Annotated in this window: 13 protein-coding genes; 6 read left to right on the top strand and 7 right to left on the bottom strand. The window is 64.4% G+C overall.

The genetic code is table 11. The annotated features are described in order from the left end of the window. The first annotated feature begins 100 nt into the window (after positions 1-100). Positions 101-910, top strand: a complete 810-nt coding sequence (locus tag G6N68_RS05865; protein WP_163709058.1) for an SDR family NAD(P)-dependent oxidoreductase — start codon at positions 101-103, stop codon at positions 908-910. A 3-nt stretch (positions 911-913) separates the two neighbouring features. Here the strand turns inward: G6N68_RS05865 and G6N68_RS05860 are convergent, their stop codons facing one another. Genes G6N68_RS05860 through G6N68_RS05830 form a run of 7 tightly spaced genes read right to left on the bottom strand, consistent with a single transcriptional unit; the run spans position 914 to position 7382 of the window. Beyond that, a complete protein-coding gene (locus G6N68_RS05860; RefSeq protein ID WP_205351254.1) occupies positions 914-2041 on the bottom strand; it encodes an acyl-CoA dehydrogenase family protein in 1128 nt (375 codons plus the stop codon). Continuing rightward, on the bottom strand, positions 2028-2696 hold the full coding sequence (locus G6N68_RS05855; RefSeq protein WP_240355396.1) for a nuclear transport factor 2 family protein: 669 nt from the start codon (positions 2694-2696) through the stop codon (positions 2028-2030). The genes G6N68_RS05860 and G6N68_RS05855 overlap by 14 nt, the downstream gene beginning before the upstream one ends. Further along, complete coding sequence (locus G6N68_RS05850) at positions 2693-4360, bottom strand: class I adenylate-forming enzyme family protein (protein ID WP_163709054.1); 1668 nt, start codon at positions 4358-4360, stop codon at positions 2693-2695. The genes G6N68_RS05855 and G6N68_RS05850 overlap by 4 nt, the downstream gene beginning before the upstream one ends. Further along, complete coding sequence (locus G6N68_RS05845) at positions 4357-5124, bottom strand: enoyl-CoA hydratase-related protein (protein WP_163709052.1); 768 nt, start codon at positions 5122-5124, stop codon at positions 4357-4359. The genes G6N68_RS05850 and G6N68_RS05845 overlap by 4 nt, the downstream gene beginning before the upstream one ends. 44 nt (positions 5125-5168) lie before the next feature. After that, positions 5169-5918, bottom strand: coding sequence for an SDR family NAD(P)-dependent oxidoreductase (locus G6N68_RS05840; protein ID WP_163709050.1), 750 nt, complete (start codon positions 5916-5918; stop codon positions 5169-5171). Continuing rightward, complete coding sequence (locus G6N68_RS05835) at positions 5908-6540, bottom strand: TetR/AcrR family transcriptional regulator (protein WP_163709047.1); 633 nt, start codon at positions 6538-6540, stop codon at positions 5908-5910. Before G6N68_RS05835 ends, G6N68_RS05840 begins: the two co-directional genes overlap by 11 nt. 2 nt (positions 6541-6542) lie before the next feature. Then, positions 6543-7382 carry a MaoC/PaaZ C-terminal domain-containing protein gene (locus tag G6N68_RS05830; protein WP_163709044.1) on the bottom strand — a complete coding sequence of 280 codons (840 nt, stop codon included), beginning with the start codon at positions 7380-7382 and terminating at the stop codon, positions 6543-6545. Positions 7383-7488: 106 nt separating this feature from the next. Here G6N68_RS05830 and G6N68_RS05825 point away from each other — a divergent pair, with 106 nt between their 5' ends. From G6N68_RS05825 to G6N68_RS05805, 5 genes are read left to right on the top strand one after another with little or no spacing between them, the layout of a single operon-like run. Continuing rightward, complete coding sequence (locus G6N68_RS05825) at positions 7489-8559, top strand: LLM class flavin-dependent oxidoreductase (protein ID WP_163709041.1); 1071 nt, start codon at positions 7489-7491, stop codon at positions 8557-8559. Beyond that, positions 8556-10058, top strand: coding sequence for a class I adenylate-forming enzyme family protein (locus G6N68_RS05820; RefSeq protein ID WP_163709038.1), 1503 nt, complete (start codon positions 8556-8558; stop codon positions 10056-10058). The genes G6N68_RS05825 and G6N68_RS05820 overlap by 4 nt, the downstream gene beginning before the upstream one ends. Before the next feature lie 13 nt (positions 10059-10071). Further along, complete coding sequence (locus G6N68_RS05815; RefSeq protein ID WP_240355395.1) at positions 10072-11244, top strand: acetyl-CoA acetyltransferase; 1173 nt, start codon at positions 10072-10074, stop codon at positions 11242-11244. Continuing rightward, on the top strand, positions 11241-11639 hold the full coding sequence (locus G6N68_RS05810) for a Zn-ribbon domain-containing OB-fold protein (RefSeq protein ID WP_240355394.1): 399 nt from the start codon (positions 11241-11243) through the stop codon (positions 11637-11639). The genes G6N68_RS05815 and G6N68_RS05810 overlap by 4 nt, the downstream gene beginning before the upstream one ends. Beyond that, positions 11636-12049 (top strand): nuclear transport factor 2 family protein, encoded by a 414-nt coding sequence (locus G6N68_RS05805; protein ID WP_240355393.1) that lies wholly within the window; start codon positions 11636-11638, stop codon positions 12047-12049. The genes G6N68_RS05810 and G6N68_RS05805 overlap by 4 nt, the downstream gene beginning before the upstream one ends. The last annotated feature ends 94 nt before the right edge of the window (positions 12050-12143 follow it).

Here is a 12143-nt window from a genome sequence, read left to right as displayed (position 1 = left end):
ATAGCGGTAATCATTATGACATAATTCGTTCTGTTGTTCAGGATGCTGATCCGGGGCATATGCCGTGGCCCCGGGACGATGCGCGCAGAAGGGACGGCGGGTGGACCTGGGCGTAGCGGAGCGCAACTTCGTTCTGGTGGGTGGCACCACCGGAATCGGGTTCGCGGCCGCCGAGCAACTCGCTGGTAATGGAGCCAACGTGGCGCTGTTGGCTCGCGACGGGACTCGTGCCAGCGACCGGGCCGCGCAGTTGAGCGACCAGCACGGTGTAGCTGCGGTCGGCATCGCCGTTGACGTTGCCGCCACCGGCGATAGTGTCCAGCGCGCCATCGACCAGGCGGCTGCCGCGCTGGGTCCGCTCCGGGGGCTCGCCGTCACCGCGGGCCCGATGAATCAGCAGGGCCCATTCCTCGAACACGGCGACGAGTCGTGGGACTGGTACTACCAGTTGATCCTTATGGGGACGGTCCGCTCCTGTCGCGCGATCATTCCGCACTTGCAGCGCAACGGAGGCGGAACGATCGTGACCACGGCCGCGTATTCCGTCAGGGCACCCAAGATCTTGATTCCGCCCTATAACGCGCTCAAAGCCGCGGTGCTGACGCTGTCGAAGATTCTGGCCAAAACGCACGGCCCAGACGGTATCCGGGTGAACACGGTGTGCCCGGGTCTGTTCGACACCGAAGTGAACGACTTCATTCGCGCCCAGCGCGCGGCGGAATACGGTGTGCCAGAAAAAGACGCGATCTACACGCATCTGGCAAGCAATCCAGACTGGAACATGCGGGTCGCCCTGGGTCGTGGCGGCCTACCGAACGAAGCGGGCGAACTGATTGCATTCCTACTGGGTGAGCGGGCGGCCTTCATGACCGGTGCGGCCATCAACATCGATGGGGGCACCGACTTCTAAGCTTTAGATCCCGACCTCGTCGGCGAGCAGTGCGCGGTGAAAGTTGGCGTCGCCGAGTAGGTGCCCGGAGGATTTCGCGCGCTTGTAGTACAGATGCGCGGGATGCTCCCAAGTAAAGCCAATCCCGCCGTGAATCTGAATACTTGCCGCCGCGGCACGCGCATACGCATCCGAACTGCAGGCCTTGGCCAGCGACGCCACCGCCGGAAGTTCCTCCGAGAGCTGAGCCGCCGCGCGCACCGCGTAATGCGCAACGCCGCGCGCGCATTCGACATCGACGAACACGTCGGCGCACTTGTGCCGAATGGCCTGGAAAGACCCGATGGGCTTACCGAACTGTTTGCGCACCTTTGCATAATCCACAGACATCTCGAGGCAGCGCTGCGCCCCGCCGACCTGCTCGGTCGCCAGCGCCGCAGAGCCGAGCGCCAGGGTCCGCATCAGCACCGGCCAGGCGTTACCCTCCGTCCCGACCAAAGTAGCTGGAGTGGAATCGAATTCGACACGGGCCTGCCTGCGGGTCGGATCCAGGGTCGACAGCTGCCGGCGCACGACGCGCCCGAACCGGTCGACCGCGAACAGCGAGAGGCCGGTATCCGTCCGAGCAGCCACGAACAGCACCTCGGCGGCACAACCATCAAGCACATACGTCTTGGCGCCGTCCAGCAACCACTCGTCGCCTTCCCTGCGCGCCCGCAGTTGGACTGCGTCGGGCGTCCAACGACCGGATTCCTCGGTGACCGCCAGGGTCGCGACGGTGGTGCCCGATGCGATTCCCGGGAGGTAGCGGTGGCGTGCCGCATCATCGCCGCAATGGAGGAGCAGGTTGGCCCCCAGGACTATGGATGCGAAATACGGCGACGGCAGCAGAGCCCGGCCCATTTCCTCCACGACGATGCCGAGTTCGACAAAGGTGAAACCGTGGCCCCCGAACTCTTCCGGGATGGCCAGCCCGGTCAGGCCCAACTCATCGGACATTTGTGCCCACAGGGCCGGGTCGTACCCGAGCGGCAATTCCATGTGTCGACGAACCTGCGCCTCGCTGGCCTTGACCTCCAGGAACGAACGCACCGTTCGACGCAACTCGTTCTGCTCGTCGGTGAAGGCGAAATTCAAGTTAGTGCCGGTCATTCGAATCTCCCGCTCGACCGGTGGGGTTAACCCGCGGTACGTCGGCACCACGACGCAGGGTGCGTAACCACTCCCCTACGGGAGCCGGAGCGGGCACGGGTGCGTCGAAACGTCCCGGGTCGGCATTCCAGAACTCCTCCCAGGACGGGAATGCATCGTGGAATGCACCGTCGTGGCGCGCGGCGCCCGGCCAGCGGATCTTGTGTGGCCCGACGGGTGGATCGGTGATGTCGCTCTGATACCAGAACAGCGGTGTGCGCCGCAGAAAGTACCAATGGCCGTCGCGCCGCACGTATGAGTCCAGATACGCCAACAGCTCGATGACCCAGGCCGATTCGGTCTCGAGGTCATTGCGTGAGTACACGAGCCCGCTGGCGGTGTCGGCGTCGTGGATGTCGATCACATGGCCGAGAATCCCGTGGGCGCTGCCTATCAGCGAGCGCCGGATCTCAGTGTCGTACCACTCCCGCATCGCCGCACGGCCTTGGCGCTTGCCCGGTAGGCCGACGTCGTCGACGAAAAGATTGGCCAAGCTGTTGAAGTCGCGCATGTCCAGGGCCACCGCGTATTTGGCCGCCAGTTGTCGGATCTCGTCAAGGGCCTCCAGTCGCGCGATACGCGCCTGCAGTTCGGCCAGCGTCCCCTCCTCGGTCACGTCAGCTCTCCTGACGTGAGCCGCTGCACCAGCCGATTCTTGTCGATCTTGTTTGTGGTGGTGTAAGGCAACTTGTCCGTGTCGGGCAGGATGACCCATCTTTTTGGGATCTTGTATGCTGCCAGTTCTTTTCGGCATGCCGCGGTGAGTTCTTCCGCCGAGGCTTGGCGTCCTTGGTTGAGCACGACGACGGCGCAGACCAATGCACCCTTGTCTGGGTCGGGAACGCCTACGACGTAAGCGATCCGGACCCCGTCGATACGGGCGAGCACCGCTTCCACCTCCAGGGGTGCGACATTGGCTCCTGATGTCTTGATCATCTCGTCGCCACGCCCGGTGAAGTACAGGAACCCGTCGTCGTCGAGGTACCCGGCATCCCTGGTGTGATACCAGCCGTCGGCGTCAAACAGTTCGGCGTGCTGACGTCCGACCATGCCACGCATCATGGCAGCGCCCCGCACGCAGATCTCTCCGACAGTGCCGTCTGGCACCACCGCACCGGTTTCGTCGACGATGCGGTGCTCGTAGCCGGGTCCGGAGATACCAAGCGAGCCGCGCTTTGCCTCCGGAAGCGGTTCGTGCGGCGGCCACCATGTGTGCGAACTGCACGTTTCGGTCATACCGAGTTGCGTTGTCCGCAACGAGGGATCTGCGGCACGCGATTCGGGCGGTAGCAGCACCTGATGGTATCCCTCGCGCAGGCTGGACAGATCGGTGGACGCGAAGTCGGGGTGGTTCGCGAGCGCCGTCCCGACATGCGGGAAACCCGTTGCGTAGGTGGCTCGTTCGGATTCGAGCAGACGTAACGCTTCGCCGGCGTCGAATCTGTGCTCGGTGAGTATCGTCAGCCCGGTTTGCATGGGTCCCAACAGGCCGAAAACCAGCCCGGCAACCCAGAAGAAAGTCATGGGAACGTAGACCCGGTCATGCGGTTTCCACTCGTGCTGGGTGGCGATGAAACGCGAATGGGTGATCACGGTCGCGTGAGTGTGAATGATGCCCTTGGGATCCGACGTACTCCCCGATGTGTAGATGATGACGAGATCGTCGGACGGTCGCACCGTGGCTTCGCATGCCCGCAGGAAGGCTTCGGGCACCGGCTGGGGCCAGTTCGTCGGCCAACTTCGACTGGTTTCACCGAGCGGTAAGACGTTGCGCAACTGCGGGAGTCGCGCCACAGCCAGCTGCCCATCTGGGGTCGGAAGCCTGTCGGCGGGCCCGACCGCATCGGACACCCGCGCCAACATATCCTTGCCCAACAGCGAATCGACCGACAGCAAGGTGTGGATGTCGGCGTCGCGGAGTACCCACCGCAGCTCTTGCGCCTGAAAGAACGTGTTGATCGGCACCGCCACCGCACCGATTCGGGTCGCGGCAAGAAGAGCCACGACGAACTCGGGCCCGTTCGGGGCAATCACTCCGACCCGAACGCCCTTGGTAACACCTGCAGCAATGAGTTTGCGCGCCATGGTTGCGGATTGGAAATCAGCCTGCGCGTAGGTGATCCGCGCGACGTTGCCGTCGCCCACCGCGGAGACGATGAAGTCGTTACCGCCATGGGCGGCAACCACATCGGCCAGCATTGCCGGAATGACCGCCGGGTATGGCAGTGGGTCGTAGCTGAATGTTCGCCGGGGCTGGCTCGGCTGACGGGGCTGGGTCATTCAACGACCCATCGCGGTTCACGTTTCTCGGCGAAGGCCAGCATCCCTTCCCGGTAGTCGGGGTGAGTCAACTGGTGCTGCAGCACGTAGCGGTACGCCACGTCGTGGGCCGCGTGCAGTCCCACGTCGAGGGTGGCCCACATCGCCTTGATAGACGCCTGCACTGTGGCCGGCGAAAGCTTGACGATGTCGAGCGCGATTTCGCGTGCCCGTTGCTGCAGGCGATCGGCCGGTACGACTTCGTTGATCAAACCGATCTCGTGGGCCCGTTGGGCGCTGATGCGCCCCTTCTTGGTCATCAGCGCGAGTTGCATGACCATCGACAGCGGCATCCGGCGCAGCAACACGGCGGCCTCGAGCGCGAATACGTTGCCGACGGCAAGGTGCGTGTCGATCAGTTCCGCATGTTCGGCAGCGATGATCAAGTCGGAGTCGGCGACCTGATGGAGGCCGCCGCCGACCGCCATTCCGTTGAGCGCGCAGATGACCGGTTTCCACACGTTGTGGTGCAGTCGCGAACCCGGAACCTTATTGCGGATGCCGCTTTCCGCGGTGGCCCGAACGTCCTGCCCCGCAGAAAAAGCGCGGTCGCCGGCACCGGTGATGATGGCGACCCGGATGTCGGGGTCGTCGCGCACCCGCGCCCACGCAATGCCGAGTTCGGTACGGGTCAGGTCATCGGTGGCGTTGAGTCGCTCCGGACGGTTGATGGTAATCGTCGCGACGTGCTCGCTGACCTCGAACAGGATTCTCTTCAGTTCCACGGCATCCCCTGACCTCGACTCCCTGCGACCGTCTTGCTCGACATTCACGGCATCCATTGCCCCCCCGACACCGAAATCAACTGCCCGGTAATGTGTTTGGCTGCCGGTGAGCACAGGAAGACCGCCACTCCGGCGACATCACCCGGGTCGCCGAGTTGACCGGTCAGGGTGCTCTGACGCATCTTCGCCAACTCTTCCTCGCTTTTTCGCGACAACAGCCACGGAGTCGCCGTGGTCCCGACAACCAACGTGTTCACCCGTATGCCATGCTCCCCCAACTGCACGGCCATCAGCCGGCTCAGGCCTTCCACTCCGGCCTTGGCGGCCGCATACGCCGGCGGACCGGTCCGCACACCGTGGGCCGACACCGAACTGATGTTGACGATCGACCCACCACCTTCAGCCACCATCTGTCGGGCGGCAACCTGCGAGACGACGAATGTGCCTTTGAGGTTGACATCGACGATGCGGTCCCAGTCCTCATCGGTTTGATCGAGAAACGATCCCGATAGCGTCATCCCGGCGTTGTTGACCAGCGCGCTGACGGGCCCATGTTGCTCGGCCAGGCCGGCCAATGCATCTTCCACCGCGGCACGGTCGGTGATGGACAACGCCAGCGGGATGAGTAATCCCGCTCGGGCGGCATCCGAGTCACTAGCCCGTGCAATGGCTTTCGCATTGATATCCACGACGACCACCCGGTGGCCGGCGGATATCAGTTCCGCGACAATCGCTTCCCCAATCCCCCGTGCTCCTCCGGTGACGACCGCGAGCGGACGGGCTTCAGCCGACACGCTGTCCACCTCCCTGTCCTCCGGTCGATGCTGAGCTCTCGATCGCCTCGATGGACGGCCGCACCAGTTTCACGGACTCGGCCATCAATTCGCACAGATCACCCTCCCCACCACCGGCGACCCACGCATCAATGGCAGCGCGGTTAGCACCGTTGATCAACGCCGCCGCCAGTCGGGGCCGTAGGTCTGAATCCGCATCGCTGTTCAGCCACCGGGCAACCTCGGCGGTGAGCTGGTCGATCCAGTCCTCGTTGATCCGCAACATGGTCGCGCGCAATGGCGGCACGCTGTGGTACATCCGCGCGCGAACCACGAAAATCTCCGGCTGGTTCATAATCGCCTCTGCCACAGCCGAAGACGCCTCGAAGAGCGCCCCCCACAATGAGCTTGAGCGCGAGGCGCGAAACCGGCGGGTGGCCTCGCGGAGCCGTTCGACATATCCGTCGAACAGGATGTCATCCTTGGTGGCGAAGTGACGGAAGAACGTGCGCGGCGCCACGCCCGCGGCAGCAGAAATCTGTTCGACGGTGGTCGCCTCGTAGCCATGCACGGCAAATAGTTCCAGCGCAGCATGTATCAGCGCCTGGCGGTTGCGCAGTCCACGGGCCCGTCGTTGATCCACAATCAAACCCCTGCCACGACACCCGCTACGGCAGCGGTGCCAGAACTCAACGCCACGACATCACCCTGCAGGGTCCGGAAACGCACGGAGTCTCCGGTTTGCCAGATCTCGGTGCGCAGTGGGGCATCCAGCTTGACCGGCTTGGCGAACCGGCAGCTCACGGACGTCAAGGCTTGCGGGTCACCGCCGCCAATGGTGTTGATGACGGCACGCGCGGCGAATCCCAGCGTGCACAACCCGTGCAGGAAGACGTCGTCGAAGCCGTACTTGCGGGCCGCCTCTGGGTCGATGTGCAGCTGATTGCGGTCGCCGGACAGCCGATAGATCGCCGCCTGCTCCGGACGGATGACGTCCTCGAAGAATGTGTCCGGCGCGACGTCCGGATCCGGCTGCGGTGCGGGTCCACGGGTACCGCCGAAACCGCCTGCGCCCAATACCATCGTCTGTGATCGGGTTACGAAAACGGTGCCGTCCGCGTCGGTGCCGTGGCCGGTCAGCTCCACGGCGCCATGCTTGCCCGTGTCCCACACCGCAGACACCGTGGCCTGCACGCTCAGTTCACCGCACGGCCCGATCGGCCGGTGCAGTTCCAGCGCTTGCGCGGAGTGCACGATCGGAAACGTACCGAGGTCAAGGACGGACCGCAGATCCTTGACGGCCCACCAATTGGCAATGAGCGCAAAGGTTGGCAGTACCGCCGGACCCAACGCCTCGTTCAGCAGGGCCAGCTCGGCCGGGGGGCGAGCACCGACCCCTAGCGCGTAGAGGATTACATCGGTCTGATCCCACTGAAAGGTCGTCGATTCCAACGTGGTTCCGACCACGGAGTCGGACAGGGTCACGGCGTCTCCCAGCTATGTACGAATTGACGCTATTTGTTCAATCGTGCAATATAGTGGCAGTAACTGCAACTAGTTTTGCCAGGTCTATCTTGCGGGAAGGACCGACATGAAGTTCGGTGTGTTCATCCTCGGCGACAAGCCCAATCACCTCAGTGAGCGTGAGGTGTTGGCCAATGTGTTGCAGGAGGCGCGCTGGGCAGAAGAACTCGGCTACGACGAGGTATGGCTGGCCGAGCACCACTTCTCCCCGTACGGCATGCTGCCCGACCTCCCGCAGATCGCGACGGCCATCGCCGCGCAGACCGAGCGCATCCAAATCGGGACCGCATGCATGGTCGCGCCCTTCCACGACCCGATCCAACTGGCCGAACGGATCGCCGTTGTCGACGTCCTCTCCGGTGGCCGTTTCGACGCGGGGTTCGGCCGTGGTTATCAGTCGCACGAGTTCAGGGGCTTCGGCATCTCGATGGATGAGGCCACCGGCAGGTACCAGGAATGCGTAGAGATCGTCGACCGCCTACTGACCGAGGAGAATGTCAGCTATCAGGGCAAGTACTTCCAGATTGAGGACGTGACCATCTATCCGCGACCGCGGCGGAAGATTCCCGTCTGGGGCACGGTGATGAAGACGCCGTCGAGCTTCGAATGGCTTGCCGACAAGGGCTACGGTGCGATCATCGGCAACCCCTACCAGGTCGACCCGGATCTGAAGGGAGCACTGGACATCTACCTGGATGTGCAGTCCAAGAAGGGACTCGACGCGGCCACCGGCAACGTCTGGGCACTACTGAACGCCTTCTGCCACGAAGACGACGGGTTCGCCCGCAGCTATCCCCGCCGGAGTGTGGAGTTGTCGATCGAGACCCATCGCAAGTATTCGAACCCGTTCGAACGCGGCGGGGAGATACCGGCCGACTACAAGGCCTACGCAGACTGGTTCGAGAAGCACGACAAGCAGAGCTACGAGCAGGTACTGAATTCACACCTGACGCTGATGGGCAACCCGGAACGCATCATCGACAAGATGCACACCGTCATCGACATGGGTTGGCGCAACATCATTCTGCGCATGTCGCGCGGCGGTGCGATGGAACGCTCCAAGGTATACGACTCGATGAAGTTGTTCGCCCAAGAGGTGATCCCGGCGGCCTCCGAACTCGCGGCAGCTGCGGTTTGAGCCAGCGGCTGGCCGACCGCATCCGCGCGGTTCTGGCGCTCGACCCCGAGGCACCCGCGATCGAGTACGAGGGTGAGTGGTCGACGTGGCAATCGCTAGCGGATGTCGCTGCCGGAATCGAAAAATACCTCACCACAGCCGGTTTGGGCGAAGGATCCGCCATCGGCCTGATATTGCGAAACCATCCCGCCGCGATCGGGGCAATGCTAGGTGTGCTGCAGGCGGGTGCCTGCGTCGTCACGATCAACCCGTCACACGGTGACACCGGACTGACGTCAGACATCCGCGGCTTGCGACTGGCGGCGCTGGTGGCGATGGAGACCGACTGGCAGCGCACCGGCGTCATCGACGCCGCGGCCGGCTCACTGGGGTTGCGGGTCACGCTCAATCCGGCGCAGGCAGTACCCGTAGCCGGGCTAGAAGCTCCAACCGCGAACCCAGACCGGAACATCGCCGTCGGCGCCGATCCCACAGCGGTCTTGATGCTGACCAGTGGCACCACCGGACCACCCAAGCGTATCCCACTGTCCTACAGCGCGTTCGAACACACGTTGACCGCGGCGGGCAGGCATTACAGCCAAAACCGAACGCCTGAACTCAAATTGCGTTCGGGCGTCGCGATAGTCTCGGCGCCCTTGGTGCACATGTCTGGCCTGTTCCGAACCCTGCACAACCTCTGCGAAGGCCGAAAGATTGCCCTTCTAGCACGATTTCGGGTGAATGACTTCGTGGACCTGGTGGTGCGACACCGCCCGCGCGCGGTGAGTCTGGTGCCGTCCGCGCTCGCGATGGTGCTGGACGCCGATGTGCCGCCAGAGGTGTTCTCCAGCGTCGAGGTGGTGACGTCGGGTACCGCACATCTGCCGGTGGACGTGCAGACAGCATTCGAGGAGCGTTACGACGTCGCGGTCCTACCGTCCTACGGGGCAACCGAATTCGCCGGCGGTGTCGCCGGCTGGAACCTCGCGCTGCACCGGCAGTGGGCGTCCACCAAGCGGGGAAGCGTGGGACGGCCGCAGCAGGGGCGCGAGATTCGTGTCATCTCCATCGATGACGGCACCGAGGTGGCCCCCGGAGCGCAGGGCCGAATCGAAGTACGCACCACCGGTGGGGACTGGGTGCGTACCACCGATGTCGGCCGAGTGGATGCCGACGGTTTCGTGTTCATCGACGGGCGCAGCGACGACGTCATCATTCGCGGCGGCTTCAAGATCACGCCGGCCGATATCGTCAACGTCCTGCGTACGCATCCGGCGGTCCGCGACGCGGGCGTCACCGGCCTGGCCGACGAACGCCTGGGCCAAGTCCCGGTCGCGGCGGTCGAATTGGCCGACGGCCGCCAGGCCACGTCCGACGATCTCCTTGCGTTTCTGCGCGCACGGCTCAGCAGCTACCAGGTTCCGGCCCACTTGATCATCGTCGACGAGTTGCCCCGCACGCCGTCGCTGAAGGTCAGCCAGCCCGGTATCCGCGAATTGTTTGATGGGGTGTCCGGATGAAAGAGGTGTGTACGTGACTGATGACGTCCGCGGCGCTGCCGCCATCGTCGGTGTGGCCGATGAGGTTTCGTCGACGGGTGTGATCGATGTTGCGCTGCGGGAACTCGAGGCACGCGTGGTCACTGCCGCGCTGGCTGATGCGGGCCTGTCGCTACGCGATGTCGACGGGCTGTGCACCTGCACCGGGGGATCGCTGATGCATTCCGTCGAATTAGCCGAATACCTGGGAATCACACCGCGATTCACCGACGCCACCCAGACCGGCGGGGCCAGCTACGGACTCTACGTCGAACACGCCGCGGCCGCGATCGCGACCGGTGCGGCCGAGACGGTCGTGATCGTGTACGCATCCACGCCGCGCGCGGCCCGAAAACGGGGCGAAAAGGGACTCGGCGTTTTCGCCACCCCGGAACGCCTCGAGTGGGAGACGCCATCCGGAGTGATGCTGCCGATCAGCGCCTACGCACTGGCCGCCAACCGCCACATGGCGACCTACGGAACCACCGCCGAGCAGCTGGCTCAGATCGCCGTCGACACCAGACGATGGGCCTCGCTGAACCCCCGCGCCTACCTGCGCGACCCGATCACCGTGGACGACGTGCTGGCTTCCGGGTTCATCGCCGAACCGCTGCACAAGCTGGAATGCTGCCTGGTGACCGACGGCGCCGCGGCGATCGTGCTCACCAGCGCAGAGCGCGCCCGCGATCTGGCCAGGCCGCCGGCGTTCGTCCTGGGCGCGGCCTCTTGCGCGTCGCACGCGATGATCTCGCAGATGCCGGATCTTACGGTCACTCCCGGGGCGGTGTCCGGCCCGGCCGCATTCCAGACGGCCCGGCTCGATCCTGGTGACATCGACGTTGTCGAACTCTATGACTCGTTCACCATCACTGTCCTGCTCGCCCTCGAAGACCTTGGCTTCTGCGCCAAAGGCGAAGGTGGAGCATTCGTCGGCGACGGCGCTTTGGCGCCCGGGGGGATACTGCCCGGCCAGACGACCGGCGGCGGGCTTGCCTACACGCACCCGGGCGCGTTCGGCGCCTTCCTGCTCGTCGAGGCCGCCCGGCAGCTGCGGGGCGAGTGCGGCGAACGACAGGTAGCCGACGCGAAGACCGCGGTCGCACACGGCACCGGCGGGGTGTTGTCGGCGACCTCGACCGTGATTCTCGGAACGGAGGACACACTGTGAGCGCTGAGCTGCCGGTCCCCGAACCCAGTGCCGTTTCGGCACCGTTCTGGGACGCCACCCGACGACACGAACTGACGATGCAGCGGTGTGAATCGTGCAGCCGCCTGGTGTGGTACCCACGGTTTGTCTGCCCGCACTGCGGGGGATTGTCGCTACGGTGGGAAAAACTGAGCGGAGGCGGTGTCGTGTACGCGGTGAGCGTGCACCACCGCGCGGCGCTACCCGCGCTGGCCGACAAGGTCCCCTACTCGGTGGTCTTGGTGGATCTCGACGAGGGAGTTCGGCTGATGTCCAGTGTGTTTGGCCCGCCGCCCGCGGTGGGTGAGCGCGTCGGACTGGCCTGGGTGCCGCTGGATGACGGTCGCAATCTCGCGGTGTTCGAGCGGCAGCGATGATTCCGGATCCCGGCCTGCAACGGGTTCGCGAGGACCTGGTGCTACGCCACGTCGCCGCCGAGAATGCGCGGGACGCGGACGCGGCGCTGGCCACCTTCACCCGGCCGCGCTACGAGATCATCCCTACCGGCGCGGTTTTCGACGGACATGACGCGGTGCGCGCCATGCTGTTGAAGCAGTGGGCGGACCTGCCGTCGCTGCGCTACACCGCCGAGGCGGTCTATCACGGCGAACACGGCCTGATCGTGGAGACCCGAACAACCGCACCCGGCACTTCTTTCGACATGTTGAGTGTGAATCTGTTCGGTTTCGACGGACCCGACCTGGTCCTTGAGCGCTGTTATTTCGACCGGATGCTGCTGGCAGAGAAACTGGCGGCCGCCAGTCGGACGAATGAACAAACTTCGTAATATTGTATACTCGCCGCTGAGCGCACATCGCGAAGGAGCAAGTGGTGGCCACGCAGGTAGATACCGGGATTCCATCGTTGAGCAGCGACCCAGC

The sequence above is a fragment of the Mycobacterium bourgelatii genome (assembly GCF_010723575.1).
Lineage (GTDB): Bacteria > Actinomycetota > Actinomycetes > Mycobacteriales > Mycobacteriaceae > Mycobacterium > Mycobacterium bourgelatii.
The sequence above is the reverse complement of the archived record's forward strand: the minus strand, read 5'-3'. Positions and strand labels throughout refer to the sequence as shown.

Coding starts and splice junctions, on each gene's coding strand:
- G6N68_RS05860 (WP_205351254.1), bottom strand. CDS start 2,041: ATGACCGGCACTAACTTGAATTTCGCCTTCACCGACGAGCAGAACGAG.
- G6N68_RS05850 (WP_163709054.1), bottom strand. CDS start 4,360: ATGACCCAGCCCCGTCAGCCGAGCCAGCCCCGGCGAACATTCAGCTAC.
- G6N68_RS05825 (WP_163709041.1), top strand. CDS start 7,489: ATGAAGTTCGGTGTGTTCATCCTCGGCGACAAGCCCAATCACCTCAGT.
- G6N68_RS05805 (WP_240355393.1), top strand. CDS start 11,636: ATGATTCCGGATCCCGGCCTGCAACGGGTTCGCGAGGACCTGGTGCTA.